Source organism: Cyclobacteriaceae bacterium (genome assembly GCA_030584025.1).
GTDB lineage: Bacteria > Bacteroidota > Bacteroidia > Cytophagales > Cyclobacteriaceae > UBA2336.
The window spans coordinates 3,384,822-3,411,090 of the sequence record CP129487.1; the positions used below are offsets into that span (position 1 = coordinate 3,384,822).

Consider the following 26,269-nt stretch of genomic DNA (forward strand, 5'->3'; position numbering starts at 1 on the left):
TTAAGTAAATTTACCCCTACACGCCTCTCTCCATACGGAAAGGCACAATCACTAAAATTCAATCGCCATGAAAAAAACCAATCGCAGAGAATTTGTTCAAACCGCAGTGAAAGCAACTGTATTCACCAGCGTGGGTGCACCCGCCATTCTTTCTGCGGCTTGCGCTACCAAATCAACCGAAGAGAGTGATGAGGAAACTGCAGCCGCAGTTGCCGCCTTAACCTTTGCGCAGGTAAAACTGCCGTACGACTATGCCGCACTGGAGCCGAACATTGATGCCACCACCATGGATATACACTACAATAAGCATCATGCCGCCTACATAAAAAATGTAAACGATGCCATTGCAGAAGAAAAAATAGCATTCGCAACAGAGGCTGAATTTTTTGCGAACACTTCCAAACTTTCGGGTAAGGCACGAAACAATGGAGGTGGTGCCTTTAACCACAACTTTTTCTGGCAGGTGATGAAGCCTGGTGGCGGAGCTCCCTCCGGCAAGCTGGCCGATGCCATTAACGGAAGTTTTGAATCGTTTGAAAAATTCAAAGAGCAATTCACCGCTGCCGCCATGACTCGCTTCGGTTCGGGCTGGGCGTGGTTGGTAAATGATAATGGAACGTTAAAAATTGGCTCTACTCCTAATCAGGATAACCCACTCATGGACATCAGCGATTTTAAAGGCACGCCCTTACTTGCGCTGGATGTTTGGGAACATGCGTATTATTTAAAGTACCAGAACAAGCGAAATGAATATGTGGCGAATTGGTGGAATGTGGTGAATTGGGATGAGGTGGCGAGTAGGTTGAGTTGAGTTACTCTTTTTTTGTGCAGCAACAAAATAGTTGCTTCCTAGTTGAACAATGTCGTTTCCTAGTTGAATAATGTTGTTTCCCAAATGGGAAGCTTTGATTGGATAACATTGGTCAAAAGGGCTTTTTATTTTATTCGCAAGAAAATCACTGATTGTGTTAGGATACATGCCAAAATTCTATACTGACGAATTACTATATAGTTTCCTCGTTAGGCTAAAAAAATATTATTTTATTGACCTAACCACTTTATCTAATATTCTTTTTGCACAAAGAGAAGGTAATTATAATCCATTGTTTCCACGGTATTTGAACAAAATTTCATTGTTACTAGAAAAATTCGGGTACGATTCCGAGACAATTCTCAATGATCATACAATTGCACCTCTTTACAGACATTTCCAATCTAAAAAGAGATATGCTGAATTCAAGGATAATCTTTTGGGAGTCGACAATCCATACGTCTTACATCCTAAGCCAAACCCATCGTATATTTCTATTTCAACTTCAAACTTTAAATACTGTACGCTTTGTTGTGAAGAAGATATGCTTCAGTATGGTGAGACCTTCATTAGAAGGTCTCATAATATTCCACAAATTGAGATTTGTATTACTCATAATACATTTCTTAATACCTTCTCATTCAACTTTCAGGGTAACTCGTATTATAAGATTTTTGATATAAACGAAATTTTTACATCAACTAAAGTAGTTCAATTTAACCGGTCAAGGTTGATCTATAATCTTGCTACTGATCTTATTCAGGCCTTGACCAATCAAATTACCCCGAGTATTTCAGAGCTTAAACAAACCGGCCAAAAAAAAGGCTTTTATAAGAAGATAAATGACTCTATCTATTTCGATCGAACACTTTACTCCGATTTTTTAAATTACACATTTTATAATAGCCGCACCATGTTCTCAATGGTCGCTGAGAATCATCAAAGATTGATTAAAATGATGAAGGGCACCTGGTCAGGTAACAAGCCAATTCTCTTTTTTTTGGTCAAAAGATATCTTGAAACGTTGCCAGATAGACCAAAATCAACAATCAAAAATTTCGAACTAAAATGTATCAACAAATACTGTCAGAATTTCAACTTGAAACCTATTCCGTCTTCCTTTAAATATTTTGATAAAAAGAAAAATTACGGTCGTATTGGTAAGTGTGAGACTTGTGGCTTAGAGTATGAATTTAGCCCCAGTAGAACATCTAGGCGAATATTGATCAGAAAAATTGGCCCATTAATGGAGAAGAAAATTGATGAGCTGAAAGAAAAGCATGGCTATAAAAAAATTGCTAACATCATCGGAATTTCAAAATATATTGTTTTGAAATTCCTTAGACATCATATCTCAAACAAGACTGAACAAGGCTTATTAGAAAAAAAAAGAGAGCAATACAGAAATAAGTGGACCTTTGAGATAACAAAGCTTAAATCGATTAAACGAACTTCTCAGAAACATTGGGGTATTTACAATTGGCTTTTAAAAAATGATCGAGACTGGTTCGATAAAATCAACTTGAAATACCGAATTGCGAGTCGAAGCCGATATAGCAAAAATAAAACCATCATAGAAAAGCTTTTGCTTGCCAACGATCAAATGGCACTTAAAGAACTGCAAGAAATAGTTGCAAGCTTCAATGCTAAAGATGAAAAGAGGATATTTACAAAATCATTCCTTGCCTCTAAAACCTCATTTAAGAAGTATGAAGCGATAAAAAAACTTCCCAAATCGAATGAGTTTGTACTAATGCATACCTCGAGTTCCCCATGAAAATTGTCTGTATTAGTGATACCCATGGCCGACACCATGATGTTCAATTGCCTTCTGGTGACATGCTTATTCATGCAGGAGACGTTTCTGCTGGAGGAACCGAGTCCCAGATTAAGGATTTTCTAAGGTGGTTTAGCGAACAGGAATTTAAATACAAGATATTTATTGCCGGAAACCACGACTTTCTATTTGAACGTGACCCGGAAACCGCTAAACGGTTGATCCCTAAGAATATCATTTACCTACAGGAATCCGCCATCACGATAGAAGGCTATAAGCTATACGGAACTCCCATTACTCCATATTTTCTTAATTGGGCTTTCAACCGCCACCCAGGTGAGGATATTGAAAAGCATGTGAACAAAATTCCTACAAATGTTGATATCCTGATTTCTCATGGACCACCCTATGGCATTCTGGACGTTAACGTATACGGTCAACATTGTGGCTGTCCATCGCTGATATCAAAAGTTGAAGAATTAAAACCAAAACTACTGGTCTGCGGGCACCTCCATGAAGGTTATGGACAGATACAAAGCGGAAAAACTACTTTTGTAAATGCCAGCATGCTTAATGAAAAGTATCGATATCAAAATGATCCAATTATTGCAGAGCTGTAAAATTATGTTATCAAAGAATTGAAAAGACAATAAAAAGAATTAAGCAACCCATACCTCTAAGAGAAACAGGACTATGCCCTCGAAACATTCAACTCTTAAACTGATAATTTCAAGAAATCCGCTTTACCTATGAACCAAGAATATGCAAGACAAACAGTAAAAAAGCTGGTTTGGCTATCAGACTGGATGATTTCAGAAATAGACTCCAACTCAGAAAATTACTGGAATAAGCACTCAAAATTCATCTACGAAAGAATCGGGAAAATTTTAAGTCTATTAGGAGAAGCAAAACTCAATAAAGATTTAAGCTTACTGACGGCCGAATTATGGGTTGACCCATGGTTATACAGGCAACACAACTTATCCAATCTAATAATTACTGATCCATTTTTACCAAAACAACTCCGAGAGAAAATTTCAAAATTTTACGGAGAAAGAGTGGTTGTAATGAGTACAATATACACTTCGGTTATGATCAAACTTTGTTCCGATCTTTTAAAAGGTAAGCTCAAGGATGTTGACTCAGAGATAAAATCAGTTGCATGGATAAGATTAAATGAAAGCTACCAAAAGAAAAATTGGGGCTGGGAGAAAACTCATAAAAAAATAGAGTCGTTAAGGGGTGAGATAGAAAAGTATTTAATAAATCTAAAGTAGGCGCTAGTGGATTCAGAGCTTTATAAAACAATTGAGTTAACGATCAAAGAGATTGAAACCAATCTGAAGGATTCTAACGGGACAGGAATTTATTTTTCCCCAGAACTATATGTAGCCTTTTGTTTAGGCAAGGATATTGCAAAAAATCGCCAATTGATTTTCGGAAATACTAATATAGAATGGCAACGTGAAATCGACTTGGGCAATGGAGGACCTACAGATATAATTTTTAAAAGTAATGAACATTACACTGTAATCGAATTAAAACTAAGAGGCACCTATGAATCCTACAAAGCAGATATTGAAAAATTAAAGAGGTTAAAAATTCAAAGTGATAAATATTTCTGCGTTCTCTTGGACAGTTTTACAAAAGAAAACGATAACCGTCTTTTAAAATTTGAGGAAGAATATCACCAAGTATTAACCAAAATCGGGCACACTTCATTCCCTACATGGAATAATTGGTACAGACAACAAGTGTACTGCAATTTAAATTTGTACAAAGTAAATTAATGGGTGTAAAATAATGAACGACCGCACGGTTCGCTCGGATACTTAACACCAACGCAGTTCCTATTGAAATATGGAAAACTCCATCATCCGCACAAGGCCACCGCGGAGTTTCCCACATTCCAACAGGATAGCAATTACAATTGGAAATTTATACTTTCGAATGTGACTAACTGAGGGGAGCTTTCATAGTCTCTGAGCCTGGCCGTTTTTCTTTGCTTCAGAAAGATAATTACAAGGTATCGGCATTATAGTTATCTATATTATAATTGTTAACATTGTTAGTATAACCATTCTCAACAAAATCGATTTATGAACACACAGAAGATTATTAAAATCGTAATTATTAGCTCTGTACTTATATTTATTGCACTGGAATTTAGGTCTTGCCTTGTTCGTGCTATGCCGCGTGAATCATTTACAAAAACAAAAGATGTTATTGTAGGATCAGTCGAGATGTACCCTGAACTATTTGCCATAAATGACCAAAAGGATAATACGCGATACCGCATACGATATCGGGATATTAAACCTATCTTTCATCGATTTGATTCATCACTTATTGGTCAGACCTTAACTATAACATATGTTGATGAACCAAGCGTATTTGGTCGATTGTCATCGAATTATAAGATGGCCCGGGTGGAGAAAGGAGACTCAGTCTATTTCGATTTTATATTATATGGGGAGTAGCTGTAATGGTAATTTGATTTTCTAGCAGTTTACCATACTATAAGTCAATTTTTTTCAGATAGAACACATTCAGTATTAGAACTCCGATCATTGTCATTAAAGAGGTTTGAATGGTCACAAAATTGAAATGTAAAGGCCCTGTCTTGATACCTGGTTCAAATGGATGGTTTAGCGCATAGATCGGGAAGTATTGACTAATACCCTCCCACTTACTTTCAAGATCATCGACCAATAAAAATTCACCTGCTGTTAACAGGCCTAATGCTACCAGAACAAGGGCCGGATTTCTAACAATGGTGGTTATCAGTAACGTTATCATCAAGTACGTGGTGATTTCAATAAACAACCCAACACTCAATAACATCCTCACGGTAATATCAACACTTCCTGGATCACCTGGTCGCCATGAAGCAAAACTTGCGACAAGGGTAACTAAAACTGACAATGCAGCGACCATCAGAACACCGGAGGTTTTACTTAAGACAAACTCTAACTTACTCCAACCATCCATTATTGTTTGTCTTATTGTCTTGTATTCAAATTCATTGGACTGGGAGATTATAATGATCATGGCAGGTAAGAACTTTAATGCTCCCCCTATCCAATAATGAGCCAGCGTTAAAACAGCTGGTTGCACATCAGCTGGTTGAATATTCAATACTGTCTCTGCCTTTGTTGACAGTATAGGCATAAGCCCCACTTGGAGAACTGCATATAATGCCAGAATAATCCAAAAATAATTGCTGAGAATCAGCTTTTGGTTTTCAACTTTAAAGAGAAAAAGAGCTTTCATTTACCCAGACTATCAAGACTAGCGCTTCTTAACGCCCTTCGCTTTAATAGAGCATTTTTCTCCACACTATTACCCCACTCTTCGATCCATTCCTCATTCGCTACTTTTACATAACGGTCACCCATATATTCTGAGCCTTTATACCTAATATGATCAAATATAACCTTACCATCACACTCCAATTTACAGAGTCTATAGGTTGGTAAGAATCCGAATGCCCTTCTATTCAAATAGTGCATTCGACATTTCCTTCCTCGAAGTGTATCCAAATCTTCTAAATAAAAGACACCATACGACTTAATAGAATATGTTGCACCATCCTGGTATATATGAATAATACTCCCATATCTATCCATGGGTGACATGATTATATCGCGTTCAACCATTTTATGTTCATATGGCATAGCTGTTTGAATAGCTTCTACACATCTGGATAAGAAGAATCCAATTACAAGAGTCCAGATGGACATTTTAATTATGCGTTCCCTTGACACTAGAATGTCTTATTGGTTATTTGTAATCGAAAGATAATAAACAGGCGTCTACTTTTAGAACCTATCGCCTTGTGTTTATTTAATTGCGGGTTTAAGAGGCTACAAAAAGGATGAACCTTGAAACGGTAAAGCTGACCCTTATTTGCTCACCATTAAATCACGATAGTACTGCCAGTATCCTACCTGTCAAATTTAATCTGTTTAAGACTCTCAAGTCTAAGCCTGAATCTTTGATTGAAGTTAATCGCTTCTCTCGTATGAAGGTAAGAAACTTGCTTAGTGATTCGATATGTAATGAAATATGGACGTTCATAGCTAGAGGTAATTTAAAATTATATCTTTTCAGTCGCAATAGTATTCAGCTCGGAATAGCCGGTCTTAATTGATTAGAATTTAATATCCTGATAAGCTTAAATCCCTTGGGGGATTGATTGTGAGTCAACAATCCATTCTTTTAATAGATAATCCCATGACTAATTCTGTTCAGTATAGATGCCAGGTCTCAACCGAGTGATGAGCTATTCCTTGGTATATGGGTTAAGCATTCACAATATCTGTCATGGGGAATAATCTGAATTTTGTTCTCCAGCCGATTATCAATAAAACCAATAATGAAATATTAAACGGAGAGTAGTTAATCGAAAGATTCAGAATTTGGTTCATTGTGTAGATAAATAGAAATGCATAAACAATAGCACCCATTACATGAGCTGTGAAGTTTGAAATTCTTCGGATCATAATTTCCTTTCTATTCAAGAACACAGCTTTGTTCATCTGCTCATAGTTTGTTACCAGCTCTATTTCTGGTTCAACCTTAGAAACAATGGATGGGTTAATATATCCCTTCGTTTTATGAAAATAGCTGTGGAGTGCCTTTAAATATTCAGGCCTTTTGAGGTTATTAATAGTATTCATAGTTTAACAGAATTAAGGTCTCAAGAAACAATTTGTCTAAGCGAAGTAAGCATACTTACAGACAGTTTGTGTCAGTTGTATTTATATCTACAAGTACTTTGAGAATTCAATTATATAGATTAAGTGACACGAATAGGTTTAACGACTCCAAGAAAGGGTGATTTGACCAGGCTTACTTCAAACTCCAAAATTCCGTCATATTTACCAGCCTGAACTTAGTGTCAAAAAATTTTACCAATGATTATTTGAAGACCTGTTCCCCGGAGAGAGGGCCTTGGCGGATTTCCATGAAGTAAAAAGCATGTTTTAATAAGGAATTCCGTGACTAATTCTGTTCAGTATTGTTGTCAGGTCCCTTATCCCAGAAATATCAGCCATCGAATCCTTAGGACACTTCCCATGGCAATCAAATGAAGGGCTATTCACCCAGTGCAGAAAGTCTTCTTTGGTTAGAAAAATGGAAAGGCCAGACTTTGCAAAATCAATTAAAATGGGGTTAAACTTTTCTAGCAAAGGAGATTCCTTTTCTAGTTGATTCAGTAAATCATTAAGCTGTCTGTATGAATCCATGCCTATTCTATTGATAAACCCTAATGAAGATAGTTCATCTAAAGCCCAATTACAAACCCAATTGGAAGGCTGACGGTTAATGTTAGACCATAATCCGACTCATTTATAATTATCTAAATACTAAATTTGAATAGAGCCCGTCAACAAAGGCTGAATAGTTATAATCATGAAATTTAAATAATGGATTTAATTCATTTTCACTGTTTATAACTTATCAATAATATACCCGTTTCTTACTTTGAATCAACTACACATCATGAATTACAAAACAAAAGCTAAGGACAGCTTTAAAACAAAATTGAACTTATTCTTCTATAACTTATCCAAGCAAAATAGGCATGAATTTACCTTGAAAGACTTTCAGTCATTTCAAATAACTGAGGAGCTTGCTCACGAATATGCCACTGTTTATTGGCAAAGGGAGTTAGGGTATGCCATCAAGGGAAAATCCATAAAAAAAATATATGAAGATATTGAGCAGCTAAAAAAGAATAATGAAATGTTTATTCAGGAATGTAAGCAAGATTATATTTCTAATACATTCCCCTCTAAATTCCCAGAAGCGAAATTCATTGAATTAATAAAAGTAGAGCAATGTTACTACTGTGAAATAACGAAATCAGAAATTGAAACACTAGTTACGTATGGACAATTGAACAAAAAGAACTTGCGTGGATGGAATCTTGAAATTGATAGACTTAATTCTAACTTCGAATATACGCCTCAAAATTGTGTGATGTGTTGCTACTGGTGCAATAATGCAAAGACTGATGAATTCACGGAAGAAGAATTTAAACGAATTAGCCAATCAATTAAAACCATTTGGAAAGAACGGATAGAAAGGGCAAGATTCCAGGAAAGGTTTATAGGGGATATTCAAGACATTACCATAATCAGAAATGAAGAGTAAAAGAAAAACCCAGAAAAGCAGTGAGAAGCTATCTTCCGCAGCTTACCAAGAGCTTAGTCAAACGTCACATAAAGAGGTTTCGAAATTGCTAACCGAATCCATTGTAAAAAATCTAAAAGCCTCAATCGAAAGTAATGTTAAAGCAGCTAAACATCAGAGTAAGAAAAGTTAAACCGTACTAATGATTACCGATGACAAAACGGACTTCCTTTATTTATCAAATCTGCTAGCCAAAAAGAAGACATTTTTTAAATCATTCACCCAACTGCTACAAGATCAAAAAGTTGATTATGGATTGCTTCCATCTACCAAAGACATCTGGTGTGTAGACTATATGCCTATTCAGGTGGAACATAATAAGTTTATCCGATTTAAGTACCAGCCAGATTACCTGCAAAATACCACCTACATATCTACGCAAACCGATAATAAACAAGTTTGTGAAGCGATTGGGATAAGTACCCATGAAAGTCAGATTAAAATTGACGGTGGAAATGTGATAAAAGGGAACAACTGGGTAATCCTTACCGATAAAATCTTTAAGGAGAATCCTAATTATACTAAGCCTGAGTTAATCGATGAATTAGAGCATCTCTTTGAGTGCAAAGTCATAATCATCCCCCAGGAACCAGGTGATTATACAGGTCATGCAGATGGAATCGTACGATACTATGACAACGATACTGTTTTAATTAATAATTATAAGCCAAACAACCAACCCGATTTTCAACGCAAACTGATCAATGAATTAACGAATAATCACTTGGGGGTAATTAAAATTCCATTCACCCCATACAAGAATTTGAATCGCGAATCTGCGGATGGATTGTATATCAATTACCTTCAGATGAATAATCTTATTGTTCTACCAACTTTTAACATACAGGAAGATGATGTGGCCATAAGATTATTTGAGCAGTTATTCCCAAACCAAACACTTAAAACAATAGACGCACGGGATGTATCCAAAGAGGGGGGCGTATTGAATTGCATAACATGGAACATTAAGAAGGTAGATACTCTCATCCAGATAAGCAACGCACCCTTTTATAATCCAGGTCAATCTTGAAGCAGGTCTCGAATTCCACAATCTATAAAATTGGGTCTGAAATCGAGGTTATTTGATAGAGGACATAAAATGTCAGTGCCCGAACGTACCTATGCATAGTCAAACACATAAATCCATTTGGCTATGGAAAACACCTTGCTTCAAATCACCTGTCCTGAATGTGGGCATCAATTTTCTCCTGAAAAAGCAATTGAAAGTCATTTGCGTTCTCATTTGGAAAAGGAGTATGCCGAAAAAATGATGGCTAATAGCAAGATTATTGAGGATCGCGCTATAGCCAAAACCCAAGCTGAATATTTGGAAAAAGTACAAATGCTTGAAGAGGAAGCCTCACAAAAGAGCCAGAAAATTAAAGAGCTCGAAAAACAATCTTTGATCCTTGTCCAGAAGGAAAGGGAGCTCAAGGAGAAAGAAGAGCGCTCTGAGTTAGAGATACAAAAACGAATTCTTGAAGGGGAAGCAAAAATCCGAGAGGAAGCAGAGCAAATAGCAAAAGCTAAAGCCGAACTTGTGTTCCAAGCAAAGGAAGCGGACCTTAAACGTCAACAAGAATCTATGGAGATTACGATAAAGAAAGCAGCTACAGAACTAGTTGATAAGGTACGCGAAGAAGAACGTTTAAAACTTTTAGAACTACAGAAGAAATTGGATGTACAAACACGTATGGCCGAAGAGATGCAAAGAAAAGCCGAACAGGGCAGTATGCCGTTGCAGGGGGAAGTTCAAGAGATTGCCATAGAGGATTACTTAAGGAACACGTTCTCGCGAGATGAAATTCTTGAGATATCTAAAGGTGTACGTGGAGCAGATTGCGTTCATATTGTCAAGGATACTTACGGTAACGAATGTGGCAAGATTCTCTATGAAAGTAAGCGTACCAAGACATTTAACAAGGAATGGATTGTAAAACTGAAGGAAGATATGCGTCTTCGCCAGACGGAATTAGGTGTAATCGTAACGGAAGCAATGCCCGGTAATTTAACGCGGTTTGGACAAGTAGATGGAATTTGGATATGTTCCTTCACAGAATTCAAGAGTGTCTCTCTATTGATGAGGCATACCTTGATCCGGATTGGAGAAGTGATTGCGGCACATGATAATAAAGGAGATAAAATGAAGTTGCTCTACGATTATTTAACTGGCAACGAGTTTCGTCAAAGAGTGGATGCAATTCGGGAGGCGTTTGAACTGATGAATTCAGATCTTCAAAAGGAGCGAACGCAGGCTATTGCAAATTTCGCTAGGAGAGAAAAGCAGATTTTCAAGGTAATGGAAAACACGGTTGCCTTGTATGGTGACGTTCGGGGAATAGCGGGCGGAGCTGTCCAAAGTATCAAGGCACTTGAACTTGATGACGACAAATTGCTGCAGCAAGCCTGCTAGATTGGTGTTTTTGAGCCATTTGGGGGCTTTTCTGGCGATAATTGGCTATTATCGCCCAAAGATCAGAAGTTATGCCCCCTACCAGAAAACCCCACGAAAGAGCCGAAATTTTGGACGAATTGTTAGCTCATGGAAAATGGACAGGCAAGGAATTATTGGAAAGGGTCAACGAAAAGCTCCAGAATTTGGATGGCGAAACAATTGACATACGGACGCTCCGCAGAGACTTCGACTACCTCGAATCGAAGAGAGCTCCCTTACACCGTCCAATTAAAGGCGATATGTACTATTACTATACGGAAACATTCTCTCTTAAGAATATTCCCTTAGATGGTGACGATCTGCGAGCGCTCAAACAAGCGATTAGTATTTTAAGAAAAGTTGAAAACTTTCAAATGATGGATGAATTGGATTTAATAATAGGAAAGCTTGCAAACCGAATACACACCAATGTGCCGGATAATCAAACCATTGTACAGTTTGAAAATCATACTCGCGCCAAGGGTGCTGATAAATTCAACGACCTTTTTGATGCGATTCGTGAACAAACAGCTATTGAAGTAACCTATCAGTCATATAAGCATCCAGCTCCAAAGGAATTTGTAGTTCACCCCTACTTGCTAAAAGAGTATCGTAATAGATGGTGGTTAATAGGGAGAGACGAAAAATCAAACAGGGTACTTACTCTCGGGTTAGATCGTATTCAAAAGATCAAAGTATCAAAGGAGGAATATATCGTAAATGATTTATTTCATCCAGATACCTTCTTTGATAAAGCTATTGGAGTCTCAATTGATTATAACGGGAAACCTGAAGACATAATTTTGAAGGTCAATCCTGTTTCAGTACAGCACGTTGAATCAAAACCAATACACAAGGATCAGGAAGAAGTTAGCAGAGAGACAGATGGCAGTTGGATAATAAAACTTAACCTAATGATCAACTACGAACTCAAAGCCACAATTCTTGGGTTTGGTGATGGGATAGAAGTTCTTGAGCCAATTTATCTGAGAGATGAAGTCAAGGTGATTTTGGAAAAATCTAGGGCCCAATACAAATAGAGTGACTTAAAATGTCACGTACAGAACCTTAATTCGCATTGTATTTAGAAACGAAATGACACTGCACGAAGCAATAGAACTTGTCTTGATAGAATTTGGTAGTCCGATGACTGCCCAAGAAATTGTGGAGATCATAAATGAAAGGGGTCTGTATAAGAAGGCGGCAGGTGAAAATGTTTCAGCTGGACAGATATCTGCTCGTGTAAACAATTATCCCGGTTTGTTTCAAAAAGTGGGTAATGAGATCATGCTACATGGCAAGTCAAGTGCAAGCCTAAACAATCTCCTCTTTCATATTGCAGATAAGCTGCGGTCTAAATCCATTACCAATCCTGATTTAGTTCTTGGGTTCTTATTGTTTTATTTCCGCTCGTCAGAAGTAAAAGCAGGTGAAAGTTATTTTGGTACCCACTTCAATAATGGCTTCGGTGAGGATTTAAAGTCTCATATAATGGATGCAGTTACGAGGCTCTCCAAACACATCGATTTTGCAGGTGCCACTGATGAGTTAGCTTTTACTTTCAGAAGCCTTAACAGCGACACGCTGCAGCAAATTATTGGTGACCTTACGTTGTTTGATTTTTCACCGGATTCAATTTCTCATAAGGAATTTTGCAAGACATTTAATTATTTTCTGAATTCATTTTCAGGCTGGGGCCGCGATACTGGAGAATCTTCAACTCCTGAGCTAATCTCCAAGTACATCTCATCCTTGATAAAAATTAAACCAGGTGAGACTTTGTGTGATCCCTTCGCTGGAAATGCTGGTTTGGCCACTGAACTACTCAAGTCCGGTGGCGGCTCTGGTAGTGTTCTCCAGGACATCAATGGAGTCAGTGTGATTCTGGGGAAGATGAATTTGATTCTTCACGGTTTGGGTGACGTAGTATATAGCCAAGGCAATTCCATTAATTTACTAGGAACTCCACTCGAGCACGGACAATTTAGTTATGTTGTCACCCATCCCCCGTTCGGGATTCGATATACACCCGATGATTTATCTAAACTTCCAGCTAGTTTTTTTAGATCAAGTGCTAGAGGAGAGAATATTCACATACAGCTGGCTCTTCACCTGCTTCAGCCATATGGAAAAGCTATCATTTTAATCCCGGATGGTTTCCTTTTTACAAATGATAACAGTTCCAAGGAGATAAAACGTATGTTGCTTCTGAATGATTGGATAGAAGCCGTACACTCATTCCCATCTGGAAGTTTTAAGCCGTATTCTGCGGTTAATACATCACTGCTCATTCTTAATAAGAACAAATCGGAAGAGCTAAGGGGAAGAATTATTTTCAAGCAGATTAGTGAGGATGAACTAGGAAATGTTGGAGAATCTGCAAATGTACCATTCGCGGTGTCTGAGCCAGCAGGTACATATCGAGATAGTGACAAAACGGTTGTTGTTAATATTGATAGAGTTCTTCAAAATGATCTTCTTTTGAATGCTAACAGATACCTAAATGAAATTTCACTTGGTCCTGGATTTCAAACGCTTGAGAGTGTCTTAAAGACTTATTCGACTGGAGCCGTTATTAGTAAGAAGTACCTTGATTCTCGCGAAGGAATACCTTTCATTACTATTAAAGACCTATCTGACTCAGATATTGATTTTGTATTGCCAGCTCATGAAATATCAACTCATGTGGGTAAGATGTCATTGGTTAAGCCAAATGCACTTGCATGGGATGGTGCAGTGCTAGTAGCAAAAGTCGGCAACAAATTGAAACCAACTATATTCTCCGCTACTACACCTATATCATCTGCTGCCTTCAGTTCCAATATTATTGCACTTTATCCAGAGGAATCAGTAATAAGTAAAGAGTACTTGGTATTGCAACTCAATCAGCCCTATTTTAATCAGCAATTAGATCAAATTAGAGCTGGGTCTGCTCAAGTCTTCCTACAGCTAAAGGACTTGCTTCAGTTAAAAGTGAAGGTTCCTTCGCTTGATGAGCAGGAAAAGCAGCTTTTGAAAATTTATAGAGCCAAGGATCAATCTCATCGTATTTCTAAAATTGATCGTGAACAAGTAGAGGAGGAAACTCAAGGAACTCTCATTTCAGCTATAAAGCATGAATTTTCAAACCTTCAAGTTTTACTTGATAGCGGCATTACTTCATTAAAACTTTTTGTTAATCGTAAAAATGCAGAAGGAACCCCGGTTTCATGGGATGAAAAGATCGTTGATCTGCCAGATGCTCGAACATTGGCCCAAATAGTAACTGAACAAGAGTCAGTGTTACGAGAAATGGGCAACCTTTTTGTTGACATGCAAAGCTTACTAAACCTTAAAAGATCAAACTTAAACCGTGAACGAGTTGAACTTAAAGATTACTTCAAGAGTCAGGTAAATCAAATGAGTGATCAGCTAAACGGGGTTAGTGTATTCTATGAAAGAAGTGAACGAGAAAGAAAAGAACGTTATGTGGCAATGCTTGATAAAACTCTATTTTCTAAAGTTGTGAAAAACTTTCTTTTAAATAGTGTAAAACATGGCTTTTCAGAAGAAGCTGTATCCAGAAAAATGATACTGTTTGAATTTTCAATTAGCGAAGATGAACTTTGGATAGAAATAACCATGATGAACAATGGCAAAAAACTTCCTGAGGGATTTACTTTTGAAAATTTTATTTCTTTTGGAGGCAAATCCGGCACAAGTCGTGGCGCAGGAATTGGAGGATATTTGATGAATCGAGCTATTCAACTACACGATGGAACATTTGAAATTCAGGAACTCCAAGAAGGTACTATTTTATATATTAACTCAAAACAAAGTACCACAGCTATGCTTTCGCATGCGTTTATTCCGGGTATTGCTTTTAAAATTCGCTTACCTTATAAAATTAGCACATGATTCGAATTTTACTTAGTGACGACAATGCTGCGTTTCGACAATCCAGTCGGGAGATTGGTGCTGCGCTCAACTGTGATTTAAATTGTTATGATGACTGGGAGAATGCGCAAGTAGAGTTGGATAGTAACTTCAACAAATATCATGCTGTCATCATCGATGGCAAAGGGAAATTACGAGACAGTTCAAAGGGTGAAGATAAGCGGCACTTAATAGAGGCGGTAACTTGGTTGCGAGAACAACGTGCAAAAGGAAGGTTTGTACCAGTTGTTATATATACAGGCTTTCATCCAGAAATAGAACCAATTACTTCATTAAACGATCAAATTCTAAGGGTTTTTGATAAGTCAAAAACTAAGTTCGAGGACGTCATAGCGTTTCTTAAAATTGAAGTAGCAAAGCTGCCTTCCGAAAAACTGAAAAATAGCTATCCTGCAGTTTTTGGGTTTTCAATGAGATATTTCTCAAGAGAGAATCAAACAATTCTGCTTAAAGTCCTTGATGATCTAAACAATGGTAATGAGGATTTCCTTTGGAAGAAAAGTACACTTGACAATTTAAGGAGACTCAATGAAGCACTCGTTGACACAATTCCTCTCCACTATTACAATCCACCGTTTGAGCTCAAATCATACATTGAAAAAATCAACAGGGAGAATCCACCTCGCGGAAAAGCAGCCACACTTGGGAATAGAACCATTACGATTACGGATTTTTTTGGAGTAGATTTAAAGGCCAGATCAAATAAGGAATTGCCAGGTTACATAAGTAACGTAATTAAAAACATATACTTTACCGCATCAACTTACGCAGCTCATACGCCAGAGAATGACAACGGAGATTATCCCTCAGCCGATATGATCTTGGGACTTGTGTATTCCCATTTTGGGTGCTACCATTGGTTTAATTCCATTATTAAAGATTAAGACTAAGATGATTACTGGCGAACTACGCTCACAAATTGATAAAGTATGGGATACCTTCTGGTCTGGAGGGTTAGCAAACCCATTACTTGTAATGGAACAAATTACCTATTTGCTTTTTATCAAGCGTCTTGATGAAATTCAGACTTTAAAAGAGAAGAAAGCGAACGATCTCGGCAAGCCTATTGAGGATCCAATTTTTACGAAGAAGCAATATGAACTTCGTTGGAGTAAGTTCAAGGATAAGGATGCTGAGATCATGTACCAGTTGTTTACGAAAGATGAAGGTGTGTTCGCATTTATTCGTTCACTCGGTAATAGTCAGAAAAGTACATTCAGTAGATACATGAAAGGGGCTACTTTCATGATTCCAACACCGCGTTTACTTTCATTAGTCGTGGATTTGCTTAATAAGATTGATATGAGCAACCGCGATACGAAAGGAGATGTGTACGAGTATCTCTTGAGCAAGATCGCGAGCGCGGGACAAAACGGACAATTCCGCACACCGCGCCATATCATCAAGCTAATGGTGGCGATGATGGAACCTACCCTTGATGATGTTGTCTGCGATCCGAGCGCGGGATCGTGTGGCTTCCTCGTTACTGCGAGTGAATACATCCGCGAGAAGTACCCGAAGGAACTGCTGAAGACTGAGAACAAAAAGCACTTCGAGAACAAGATGTTCATGGGCATGGAGTTTGATCCAACCATGTTGCGCATTGGTGCCATGAACATGATGCTGCACGGTATTGAAGGCGTGCAACTAAAAGATGTAGATGCGCTGAGCCAGGCCAATGCAGGATTTTTTGAGTCGTGTACGCTCATGCTTGCCAATCCACCATTCAAAGGGAGCCTGGATGAAGATGTGATCTACAACGAGCTGACGAAAACGGTAAAGACGAAGAAAACCGAATTATTATTCCTTGCGCTTATGCTGCGTGGATTGAAGCCCGGTGGCCGTGCTGCGGTGATTGTACCCGATGGTGTGTTGTTTGGAAGCAATAAAGCCAATGTTGACATCAGAAAAGAGTTGATCGAGCGCCATCACCTGCAGGCGGTCATCTCAATGCCAAGTGGTGTCTTCAAGCCTTACGCTGGAGTCAGTACCGCGATTCTCATCTTCCAAAAATCAGGCAAAGGCGGAACGAAGGATGTGTGGTTCTGCGAGATGAGAGCCGATGGTTATTCACTCGATGACAAACGCACGCCACAGGCACCGGAGTTCGAAAACTTCAAACAATTGGAGGCAACTGCTGAAGTGAAAGGTACCGACCTCCCACGGATTCTCCATACCTGGCGCAATTTGAAAGCCCATCACAAGCAAGTGGAGAAGCTACCGGAGAAGGGAAGAAACACCGAGAGTTTTTTCGTTAACAAGGAGGAGCTTGCAAAGAACAACTACGACTTAAGCATGAATCGATACCGGCTGATTGAACATGTGGAGGTTGAGTATGAGAAGCCGAGGGATATTATTAAAGCTATTCGGAAACTGGATGAACAACGCAATAAGGAATTGTCGGAACTTGAGTTGTTATTGAAATGAGTTATCGTTCAATTGATTTTACTTCACTTGTGACGGATGTCACAGGAGGCAAAAAGAAATACCAAACTTCAGAATATCAGAAGGTCGGTTTGATACCTGTTGTTGATCAGGGAAAGGAGACGATTGCCGGCTTCGTAAATGAAGACGACTACACAATCAACGTAAAAAAGCCGTATGTAATTTTTGGTGATCACACTAAGACGATAAAGTATATCGATTTTCCTTTTGTGCTTGGTGCAGATGGTGTGAAGGTGCTTGAAACGGTCGATGAGTTGCATCCAAAATATCTTTACTATTTTCTTCAAACGATTAAGCTTCCGGATGCTGGGTACAATAGGCATTTCAAATATTTGAAGGAAACAAAAATCCCTCTCCCTCCCTTACCCATTCAGAAAAAGATTGCTGCCATTCTCGACAAAGCCGATAGCCTCCGCCAGAAAGACAAACAATTGCTCGAGCACTACGACAAACTCGCGCAAAGCATTTTTCATGATATGTTTGGTGATCCGGTAATGAACGCGAAGGGTTGGGATAGGCTACAACTCAGCTCAGTCTGCGTACAAATCACTGACGGTACGCACTTCTCTCCACCTCCTTCGGATTCTGGAGTACCATATATAACAGCAAAGCACCTGAAGCTTTCAGGCCTAGATTTCTATTCAGATCCAACGTATGTTTCACTTGAAGAACATCAAAAAATCTTTGCACGATGCCGTCCGGAAAAAGGTGATGTTTTATATATCAAGGACGGAGCAACGACAGGAATTGCCGCGATAAATCATTATGATTTTGAATTCAGCATGCTCTCTAGTTTAGCATTAATAAAGCCAGATGGGAAAAATTTGAATAATTACTACCTAAAAAGTTGGCTGAATCATGAAAAAGTAAAGGAGAATCTGATTCGGAACTACATGGCCGGAGCTGCAATTAAGAGATTTACATTGTCTAAAATTAATCTGTTTGAGATTCCGTTACCACCAATGTCTCTACAATCAGAATTCAAACGAAAGATTGAGAAGATAGAATCGTCTACTTCAATTGTACTTAAATCATATAAGCAATCCGATTTTTTATTCCAAGGTCTACTCCAAAAAGCCTTTAAAGGGGAGTTGGTAAAAGAATCGTAAACATTTAACTTTAGTAAGATGTAGCAATAGCAACCCCCAGCTAAAAGATGGCCTCTAACTTCTCTTTCCTGCAACCGGATTTTCCGGGTTTATACGAGCTTTGCAATGATGCAGAAAACGCTGCGCTCACTCAGCCGGAAGTGTCGCTCATGCTGTCGCGCAAAAGCCTGGAGGGAATTGTCAAGTCCATCTACAACATCGAAAGCCTTCCGTATCCAACTTTAAAGGATGAAAAGGCAAAACATACGCTCGGGGTATTGCTTTTTAATCCACAGTTTCTAACTCACACACAGCTTGCCCAGCTTGTGGTAAGGGATGAATATGAGAAACGTCACAACACTGGTGTGCTGCAAAGCGCAGAGCTGGTGCTCAACGCGGGTAATGACACCGTTCATTTAGACCATGCCTTCGATCCGCGCCAGAGCGCAGGTAAATCAAAACCCGATAAGGCCAAAGTAATTCTCCGCAATCTTCACAACGTAGCCACTTGGTTTTATTATCGCTACGCAGGACCTTCCGGAACTCAGGTAAACGCGTTCGACCTGTGCTTCGTAAAGGCTGCGCCTGCAGTCGATCTCGCAAGGGTGGCGTCTCTCGATCTCGAGAACCTTAAAAAGCAGAAGAGCAATGAAGAGCTTAAGAAGCAATCATCCACAGGCAAGCCGCATGTACTGGCCATCGATGAAAAGCAAACACGCAAAGATTATATTGACCTTGCACTGATGGATGCAGGCTGGGATCTCAATGCACCGAATGTGCAGGAGTATCTGCTTCCCAGCGGCAAACGCGCAGACTATGTGCTTTGGGGAAATGATGGTAAACCGCTTGCCGTGGTCGAGGCGAAGCGAACCATGCACGATGCGAAAGTGGGTCGCGGCCAGGCCGAAGGTTATGCCAATGAGCTCGAACAACAATTCGCACAACGTCCTATCATTTTCTACACCAACGGGTTAACGATTTGGTTGTGGGATGATCACCCCGCAACAGGCTACATTCAACGACCAGTCAATGGCTTCTACCGGAAAGGCGAGCTCGAACGACTCATCAGTCGAAGAGAACGAAAGCCATTACTTATCTCCAACATCAACAACAACATCATCGACCGCCTTTATCAGACTAAAGCGCTCGAAAGTGTTGCAGAAGCTTTTACCACAGAAAAACTTCGTGCTGCTCTTTTGGTGATGGCAACGGGATCGGGTAAAACACGCACAGCTGCGGCATTGGTCGATTTCCTCAGCAAAGCCCACTGGATCAAGAACGTGCTCTTTATTGCTGACCGGGATTTTCTCGTTACCCAAGCCAAAGGCGACTTCAATCAATATCTTGTAGATTATTCATTGAGCGACTTGCGCGATGACAAAGATCCATTACGGAGTCGTATCGTGTTTTCAACCTATCAAACGCTTCACAACCTGATCGATAATGCCCGCGAAGATGATGGAAGCAGAACCATTGGCCCCGGTGTTTTCGACCTGATCATTTTTGATGAAATCCATCGAAGTGTGTATAACAAGTACAAGGCGATCTTCTATTACTTCGATGGCTTCAAAGTCGGGCTCACGGCAACACCGAAGAAGGACAAAGACCGGAACACGTATAAGATATTCGGCTTAGAGGATAAGGACCCGACTTATTCATTCGAACTTGAAGAAGGAGTTGCCCTTGGCGTGCTGAAGCCATTTAAGAAAGTACCTGTTCAGACCAAGTTTTATTCAGAAGGCATCACCTACAAAGACCTGAAGAACGATGAAGAGAAGGCTGAATACGAAGTCAAGTTTGCCGACCCAGATACAGGAGAAATCCCCGATGCAGTAGCAGCTTCTCAGGTTCACCAATGGATCATGAATAAAGATACGGTTCGCATGATTCTTGAAAAGCTTATGGAAAAAGGCCTACGCGTAGCAGGAGGTGAACGAATTGGTAAAACAATCATTTTTGTAAGCAAGCACGATCATGCTAAGTTTGTTGAAACCGTGTTTGATGAGCTTTATCCTGAGCACGGTGGAAAACTTCTTAGGGTGATCGATGGAAAGGATAAGTCAAAGTATGATGATTTCAGAACAGCCGAAAAACTGCCACAGATAGCCATTACGGAAGACTTGCTTGAGACCGGAGTAAATATTCCAGAAATCGTGAACCTGGTATTCTGTAAACCGGTTCGATCCTATACAAAGTTCTGGCAAATGCTTGGTCGTGGAACACGGCCGGTAAAAGATCTCTTCGGTCCCGGGTTCGATAAGGAATACTTCCTCGTTTTCGACTGGTGTCGGAATTTTGAATTCTTTGATGAAAACCCAGAAATAGATAGTAGTAGTCGAAACCAGATGTTAAGTGAACGCTATTTTAATATGCGTCTAAAACTTGGTCGCGCATTAGCCGAGCAAGATGACAACTCGTTACATGAGCTTGGTACCAAAATGCTTGATGAATTGCATAAAGAAGTACAGTTACTTGATACGAGGAGCTATTTAGTTAAGGCAGAGCTTCCTTACGTAGAGAAATATAAGAGCTTCGAAAATTGGTATGCACTTGGTAAGCCTGCTGTTAGGGAAATTATAGAGCACATAAGTCCATTGATCCGTTTTCAGAACGATGAAGAAATTGAAGAAGATGCTTTGCGTTTTGATATTAACATAATGAGTCTGCAAGAGCAACGTCTTAGGAAGGATCCTGGAGAAGTATTGAGTGCAACACGTATTAGGCGAATAGCAGAAGGTCTGTTCAAAAAAAGGACTGTTGAAGCTATTAAAGCAAAGGAAACTCTGATTCGTTCTTTGATGCGGGAAGAATATTGGAGTAGCGTATCATTACCTGAACTTGAAAAGGTTCGTACTGAGCTACGTGACCTGATTCGATTTGTTGATAAAGATGAGAAGCGCACCATTTACACCAACCTCACAGATACATTCACCGGAACCATGGCGGAAGAGGGAGCATCTACATACGCAAGCTTTACTTCAGCTGACTACCTAAGGCGAATGGAAAACCTTATCCATCAGCACAAGAATGATCTCGTTGTGCAGAAAATAAGAACTGCTCAACCTATAACGGTAGAAGAGGCAAACAGACTTAATGACATATTTTTCTCAGAAAGTAGAATACAAGACCGAGAAGCTTACTTAAAGGCGTTGGATGGTAAGCCATTAACTGAATTGATAAGGCGTTCGTTGGGCCTTGACCAGGAAGCAGCAAACGCAATCTTCAACAGTTTTGCTAAGGCGCATAATGCCACAACCGAACAGTTTTCAGTCCTTGAACTCTTGATTAATTCCTACGTCTCAAACGGTATTGTTGAAAAGGACATGCTGTACGAGTCGCCATTTGTTGATGATGGTAAGGGTCTTGATAACTTCTCCGACCAGGAGCGGAAGGAGCTATTACAGTTGATTGACCGCATAAATCAGAGTGTCCAGGTAGCGTAAGGCTCCCACTCTGACCAGATTTTTTTTCCTAAAACCTCGCTTTTTGGGCAAATCTCCCTATTTCAATAACAGGTCTTAAAGGTTGACATTAGATGTCACACTTGCTGAGTTATTTTGAATATTCAGAATAACATAGTTCTATATGCGGCTTACAAATGGACAATTGCAGAATTTCATAACTCGGATCAAGCTGAGGAGAGACAATATGCCCAAATACCGAGATCAGATTAATAATCTGAGGGAAAAGCTTGAGGAAAAGATCAAGAATGACAAGAGGACCGGTCTCAAAGTTACTAGGTTTATCATAGCCGGGTCTTGGAAAAAACGCACAATCTTACGGCCAACGGGAGAACACCCAATCGATGTGGACCTTGTTCTTTATGTTGAGGGAGACGAAAATTTACAGAATGACCTAAAAAAACTCCACGACTTTGTCGTGGAGTATCTTAGTGAAATTTATCCGACCAAGGACATCAACCGCGATGTGGATGCAGAGGGTAATACCAAATCAATTAAGATCAAATTCACTGGTTCAGGTCTGGAAGTCGACATCGTACCGGTAGTACCCCTACCGACACCTAAGGAATATGTTGTACAGCCTCAGCGTGGCGGAGGCGGAAAAAAGTATGTCACCAGTGTCACAAAGCAATTGAGTTTCGCTGACGACAGAAGAACGCAGAACCCTTCTTTTACGGCTATCGTCCGAGCTGCAAAGTGGTGGCGGAATTATAAGGAACTTAAGCCAGTGGACGATGAAGCTGGAATTTCTTCATTCACGATCGAACTCATCGTTTCCCATTTAGAACAGACTAAAGGTTGCTCTGAAAACATAGAAGATGGATTGATTCGATTCTTCAAGTTCTTAAGCGATCCCAATTTTCCGATTATTTCATTTAAGGATGCAATTGGGAAAGTGCCTGTGTTCAGCACGCCAATTTTTGTCGCTGACCCCACCAATAACGAAAACAATTCAGCTAAGAAGTTGGATGAGGAAACTTGGAAGGAAGTGATAACAGAAGCCAATGATGCCTTTGAGTCACTTTGTATCGCACAATCAAAAAACTTCGAGGGTGAAACAATTGACGAGTGGAAGCGGGTATTTGGATCATCATTTAACATTGAACCATTAGAATAATATGTATAACACCTATACCAGTACATCAACCTATACCGTAGTTGATATTCGAAAAACATTCGAAGGTTTTAGTGCAGACTTTCGAATGATCGCAGCGCGCACTGAGAAGCTGTCAGGAAAAGACGTTGAGGATACATTACACGACATCATGGCCTGGGCCGAATCGAAGTACCTTGACTATGTAGATATAACTTTACTTGACCTGAGTAATAAGCCAATACGAGCGGCACGATATACTGTGGACGAAAAAGGAAAAGCTGTACAAAGTGATAGGGCTGGAAGCAATGATTGGCCAAATGTGGCAAGTACATATTTAACTGTGATCGTCAAGAACAATAAAGCTTGGGATGGCCTTTCGAAGGAACAACAGTCAAAGTTCGAACAGGATAAAGGCTTTAGACGGAATTGGGGCCCTTCCACAATCGACAACTCTTATTCCCATTTATCAAAGACTGGAGCCCAAGTGTATGGCAGCAATGGTTACGAATTGAAAAAAGACAACTTCAAGTAATGGCAACTACAATTTTTGACAGTACAATAGAATTACCTAGTAACGCGGTGAGGGATAGAGCTGCTCATCTGATTGGATTTGAAACCAAATTCCAACGTATACATGGTAACCTTAAATTACTCCTTGATCAGGAGGGCTTGGTTAAATGGAGCAAGCATTTTTATAAAACTGAATTACCGGTTATAAGTCAATTGATTGACCGACATCCGCTGATAATCTTGGCGGGGGACGCGGGTACAGGAAAAACCGTATCTGCAGAAGCCATCGCTGACAGGATGGTGAGAGAGTTAGGGAAGGAAGGTTTCTTCCTTAAACTGAGTACAAGGGTTCGAGGCGAAGGATTACACGGTCAGATGGGTAACTTAGTGAACGATGCGTTCGACAAACTGAAAACTGAAGCGGGCAAAAAAAGACTGGCATTCCTTTTCATTGACGAAGCTGATGCTATTGCCACTACGCGCTCCACCATGCAAATGCACCAGGAGGAAAAGGCAGCTGTCAATACATTGATTCAAAAAATTGACGAGATAAGGGACTTAAAAGGTAGAGCTGTTGTCTTTATGTCAACCAACAGACTTCATTTCATAGATGAGGCAATTGTAAGGCGTGCTGCTGTTGTACTAGAATTTCAAAGACCGTCATTCGAAGAAAGGATGGAACTCTTTGCAAAAAGTCTTGAGGGGGTTTCACTAAATGAAAGAGAGCTAAAGGAATTGGCGGATCTGACAGGGCCCGAGAAAAATAATGACATCAGTTACTCCTTTTCGGATATTCGATTAAGAATACTTCCGGAAGCGATTGCTAAATGCTTTCCTAAAGAGGAGCTTACATTTAAAATCCTGAAAGAAACGATATCTCAAGTGAAACCTAGCCCCAAAATCATATGAAATATCTGTTACAAATAATTGCCGCATCGCTCCTGATCATAGTCGGGAAATATTTCATGAGTGACGAGCTGCGTCCGGAATTTGTAGGGACTGGGTTAGCAATGTTTGTGTTGCTATTTACGGTCGAGCTAGCATATGATGGATACGCGAATCGCAATCGCATCTGGTTGGCAATAACGTGCTGGTGGTTGGGTTTATGGGGCGACCATGTCCGATTCTCGATGTCGTACCTTTACCGAATAAAAGTAAATGACAAGTACCTACTTGTGAAGAACTCAAACTGGGACCACTACCAACATGTTGGTGGTAAGTACAAAAGATTGGCACTGACACAAAAAGTTTTAAATGACTTTGATGCTATTGATGACATAAAGATGCCTACAAGCGGACTAAAGAAAGATGATCTTGCTGTCTTCGTTCCTGCAAAAAATGCCATCAAATTTATCGACTGGTTTAATAGTGCAAAGGATAGGGAAATTTCCCACTGGCGCGAATTCTATGAAGAGCTAATCGAGGGTAAGGGTAAGCTTTTGGATCAAAAGGCGTTTCCCTATATTAATTATCATTTTAGAAAATCAATTATTACTCCCCTGAAGCGTGCGTCAAACTGGGATTGTTGGGAGATACTCCAGTATGACGTTCTGGATTTTATCCCCACCCCAGATCAAGAAAAGAAACTCGAAGAATTATATCAAAAAGGAGACACGGATTATGTGAAATGGGCAGACGCTTCTCTCATTCAATCGTTGGGTTATGATAGTCGAAAGACTAAGACACTTTATAAAATTGGAGAGCACACAAAGTGGGCTTTGAATCTCAAATGGTCTGAATGAAGAATATTAGGAAGAATACCCTCAAACCCATACCCGTTTTGCCCTATTGAGTGAGAACATCTAATGAGGGATCCCACCAGGTGGTTTTTTTTTAGCTCGCCCTGGGCGACAAGCCGATTGAGTACGGTGAGGTGATTACAGCTGAGGTGGTCTGTAAGTTTAGAAGCAGTTAAATGGATATATACTCGGGTTTATACATTTACCGAATGTAATCACTTTTAGAAACTAATTGATTTCTCTTATAATTCTAATAGGAATGAAATAATCCAAATCAATTAATCACTTTCTCTATTCCGAAAAAATTCAATAGTCTTCTGTCTATCAACTAGCTTCTCCATAATTATTACTAATCCTGAAAATGTAACTGGATCTAATGATTTACACTCCGAGCAAAGTTTATCAAACTTTGAGAGATCATTTTCTTTAGCAATTAAAGCTTGCGGTTCAGAATTTGTGAAGTCTTCCTTACTAACTCCGAATATATCCGCAATACGTTGTAGAACCTTTGGGCGGGGGTTAGCCCTGCCATTCTCATAACTTGTAATCATCACATGAGAAACCCCCACTTTATCAGCGAGCTCTCGTATGGTTAAGTTTTTGGCTAACCGAAATGACCGAATTTTATCACCAATCATAAGCTGTCCCCTTCCAAAACTATCAAAAATGTTCAAAATCAAAGGTTAGCAAAATATATTTGGTAACATTTAATAAAGTTATTAGTAACTTTTGGTAGTTTTATATGTGTTTTGTTTTGGTCTTACAAAGTTA

21 protein-coding genes are annotated in these 26,269 nt (G+C 39.4%); 18 read left to right on the forward strand and 3 right to left on the reverse strand.

From position 1 onward, the window contains the following. Positions 1-67: 67 nt before the first annotated feature. The 5 genes from QY309_15245 to QY309_15265 all read left to right on the forward strand — a co-directional run bounded on the left by QY309_15245 (position 68) and on the right by QY309_15265 (position 4,378). Positions 68-811 carry a superoxide dismutase gene (locus QY309_15245; protein ID WKZ59209.1) on the forward strand — a complete coding sequence of 248 codons (744 nt, stop codon included), beginning with the start codon at positions 68-70 and terminating at the stop codon, positions 809-811. A gap of 730 nt (positions 812-1,541) precedes the next feature. Beyond that, a complete protein-coding gene (locus tag QY309_15250) occupies positions 1,542-2,588 on the forward strand; it encodes a TnsD family Tn7-like transposition protein (protein ID WKZ59210.1) in 1,047 nt (348 codons plus the stop codon). Continuing rightward, positions 2,585-3,208: a metallophosphatase domain-containing protein gene (locus QY309_15255; GenBank protein ID WKZ59211.1), complete on the forward strand. Its 624-nt coding sequence runs from the start codon at positions 2,585-2,587 to the stop codon at positions 3,206-3,208. The genes QY309_15250 and QY309_15255 overlap by 4 nt, the downstream gene beginning before the upstream one ends. Before the next feature lie 129 nt (positions 3,209-3,337). After that, positions 3,338-3,865 carry a hypothetical protein gene (locus tag QY309_15260; protein ID WKZ59212.1) on the forward strand — a complete coding sequence of 176 codons (528 nt, stop codon included), beginning with the start codon at positions 3,338-3,340 and terminating at the stop codon, positions 3,863-3,865. 6 nt (positions 3,866-3,871) lie between these two features. Further along, positions 3,872-4,378: a hypothetical protein gene (locus QY309_15265; GenBank protein WKZ59213.1), complete on the forward strand. Its 507-nt coding sequence runs from the start codon at positions 3,872-3,874 to the stop codon at positions 4,376-4,378. Positions 4,379-5,105: 727 nt separating this feature from the next. Here QY309_15265 and QY309_15270 read toward each other — a convergent pair. Next, positions 5,106-5,861 (reverse strand): hypothetical protein, encoded by a 756-nt coding sequence (locus QY309_15270; GenBank protein ID WKZ59214.1) that lies wholly within the window; start codon positions 5,859-5,861, stop codon positions 5,106-5,108. Between the two features lie 1,031 nt (positions 5,862-6,892). Continuing rightward, positions 6,893-7,270 carry a hypothetical protein gene (locus QY309_15275; GenBank protein WKZ59215.1) on the reverse strand — a complete coding sequence of 126 codons (378 nt, stop codon included), beginning with the start codon at positions 7,268-7,270 and terminating at the stop codon, positions 6,893-6,895. An 826-nt stretch (positions 7,271-8,096) separates the two neighbouring features. On the opposite strand from QY309_15275, the gene QY309_15280 reads away from it, so the two are divergent. The 13 genes from QY309_15280 (at position 8,097) to QY309_15340 (ending at position 25,501) form a co-directional block, all read left to right on the forward strand. Next, positions 8,097-8,750, forward strand: a complete 654-nt coding sequence (locus QY309_15280; GenBank protein WKZ59216.1) for a hypothetical protein — start codon at positions 8,097-8,099, stop codon at positions 8,748-8,750. 181 nt (positions 8,751-8,931) lie between these two features. Next, entirely contained in the window at positions 8,932-9,819 is an 888-nt protein-coding gene (locus QY309_15285) for an agmatine deiminase family protein (protein ID WKZ59217.1), read from the forward strand. Between the two features lie 123 nt (positions 9,820-9,942). After that, entirely contained in the window at positions 9,943-11,202 is a 1,260-nt protein-coding gene (locus tag QY309_15290; GenBank protein WKZ59218.1) for a DUF2130 domain-containing protein, read from the forward strand. Positions 11,203-11,243: 41 nt separating this feature from the next. Next, on the forward strand, positions 11,244-12,263 hold the full coding sequence (locus tag QY309_15295) for a WYL domain-containing protein (GenBank protein ID WKZ59219.1): 1,020 nt from the start codon (positions 11,244-11,246) through the stop codon (positions 12,261-12,263). 55 nt (positions 12,264-12,318) lie between these two features. Beyond that, positions 12,319-15,120 (forward strand): N-6 DNA methylase, encoded by a 2,802-nt coding sequence (locus QY309_15300; GenBank protein WKZ59220.1) that lies wholly within the window; start codon positions 12,319-12,321, stop codon positions 15,118-15,120. After that, positions 15,117-16,043 (forward strand): hypothetical protein, encoded by a 927-nt coding sequence (locus tag QY309_15305; GenBank protein ID WKZ59221.1) that lies wholly within the window; start codon positions 15,117-15,119, stop codon positions 16,041-16,043. The genes QY309_15300 and QY309_15305 overlap by 4 nt, the downstream gene beginning before the upstream one ends. Before the next feature lie 7 nt (positions 16,044-16,050). Further along, on the forward strand, positions 16,051-17,586 hold the full coding sequence (locus QY309_15310; GenBank protein ID WKZ59222.1) for a class I SAM-dependent DNA methyltransferase: 1,536 nt from the start codon (positions 16,051-16,053) through the stop codon (positions 17,584-17,586). Further along, positions 17,583-18,713 (forward strand): restriction endonuclease subunit S, encoded by a 1,131-nt coding sequence (locus QY309_15315; protein WKZ59223.1) that lies wholly within the window; start codon positions 17,583-17,585, stop codon positions 18,711-18,713. The genes QY309_15310 and QY309_15315 overlap by 4 nt, the downstream gene beginning before the upstream one ends. Before the next feature lie 47 nt (positions 18,714-18,760). Beyond that, positions 18,761-22,135, forward strand: a complete 3,375-nt coding sequence (locus tag QY309_15320; GenBank protein ID WKZ59224.1) for a DEAD/DEAH box helicase family protein — start codon at positions 18,761-18,763, stop codon at positions 22,133-22,135. Between the two features lie 142 nt (positions 22,136-22,277). After that, positions 22,278-23,270 (forward strand): CBASS oligonucleotide cyclase, encoded by a 993-nt coding sequence (locus QY309_15325; GenBank protein ID WKZ59225.1) that lies wholly within the window; start codon positions 22,278-22,280, stop codon positions 23,268-23,270. A gap of 1 nt (position 23,271) precedes the next feature. Further along, entirely contained in the window at positions 23,272-23,781 is a 510-nt protein-coding gene (locus QY309_15330) for a hypothetical protein (GenBank protein WKZ59226.1), read from the forward strand. After that, entirely contained in the window at positions 23,781-24,668 is an 888-nt protein-coding gene (locus QY309_15335) for an ATP-binding protein (GenBank protein WKZ59227.1), read from the forward strand. Before QY309_15330 ends, QY309_15335 begins: the two co-directional genes overlap by 1 nt. Then, a complete protein-coding gene (locus QY309_15340; protein WKZ59228.1) occupies positions 24,665-25,501 on the forward strand; it encodes a hypothetical protein in 837 nt (278 codons plus the stop codon). Before QY309_15335 ends, QY309_15340 begins: the two co-directional genes overlap by 4 nt. Before the next feature lie 275 nt (positions 25,502-25,776). On the opposite strand, the gene QY309_15345 is transcribed toward QY309_15340, so the two are convergent. Beyond that, positions 25,777-26,172 (reverse strand): helix-turn-helix transcriptional regulator, encoded by a 396-nt coding sequence (locus QY309_15345; GenBank protein ID WKZ59229.1) that lies wholly within the window; start codon positions 26,170-26,172, stop codon positions 25,777-25,779. Positions 26,173-26,269: the final 97 nt, after the last annotated feature.

Bases quoted from the DNA above. Each gene is read 5' to 3' on its own strand.
- QY309_15245 (WKZ59209.1), top strand. From the start codon at position 68: ATGAAAAAAACCAATCGCAGAGAATTTGTTCAAACCGCAGTGAAAGCA.
- QY309_15255 (WKZ59211.1), top strand. From the start codon at position 2,585: ATGAAAATTGTCTGTATTAGTGATACCCATGGCCGACACCATGATGTT.
- QY309_15260 (WKZ59212.1), top strand. From the start codon at position 3,338: ATGAACCAAGAATATGCAAGACAAACAGTAAAAAAGCTGGTTTGGCTA.
- QY309_15330 (WKZ59226.1), top strand. From the start codon at position 23,272: ATGTATAACACCTATACCAGTACATCAACCTATACCGTAGTTGATATT.
- QY309_15310 (WKZ59222.1), top strand. From the start codon at position 16,051: ATGATTACTGGCGAACTACGCTCACAAATTGATAAAGTATGGGATACC.
- QY309_15275 (WKZ59215.1), bottom strand. From the start codon at position 7,270: ATGAATACTATTAATAACCTCAAAAGGCCTGAATATTTAAAGGCACTC.
- QY309_15280 (WKZ59216.1), top strand. From the start codon at position 8,097: ATGAATTACAAAACAAAAGCTAAGGACAGCTTTAAAACAAAATTGAAC.
- QY309_15340 (WKZ59228.1), top strand. From the start codon at position 24,665: ATGAAATATCTGTTACAAATAATTGCCGCATCGCTCCTGATCATAGTC.
- QY309_15290 (WKZ59218.1), top strand. From the start codon at position 9,943: ATGGAAAACACCTTGCTTCAAATCACCTGTCCTGAATGTGGGCATCAA.
- QY309_15325 (WKZ59225.1), top strand. From the start codon at position 22,278: ATGCGGCTTACAAATGGACAATTGCAGAATTTCATAACTCGGATCAAG.
- QY309_15285 (WKZ59217.1), top strand. From the start codon at position 8,932: ATGATTACCGATGACAAAACGGACTTCCTTTATTTATCAAATCTGCTA.
- QY309_15320 (WKZ59224.1), top strand. From the start codon at position 18,761: ATGGCCTCTAACTTCTCTTTCCTGCAACCGGATTTTCCGGGTTTATAC.
- QY309_15335 (WKZ59227.1), top strand. From the start codon at position 23,781: ATGGCAACTACAATTTTTGACAGTACAATAGAATTACCTAGTAACGCG.
- QY309_15305 (WKZ59221.1), top strand. From the start codon at position 15,117: ATGATTCGAATTTTACTTAGTGACGACAATGCTGCGTTTCGACAATCC.
- QY309_15270 (WKZ59214.1), bottom strand. From the start codon at position 5,861: ATGAAAGCTCTTTTTCTCTTTAAAGTTGAAAACCAAAAGCTGATTCTC.
- QY309_15315 (WKZ59223.1), top strand. From the start codon at position 17,583: ATGAGTTATCGTTCAATTGATTTTACTTCACTTGTGACGGATGTCACA.
- QY309_15300 (WKZ59220.1), top strand. From the start codon at position 12,319: ATGACACTGCACGAAGCAATAGAACTTGTCTTGATAGAATTTGGTAGT.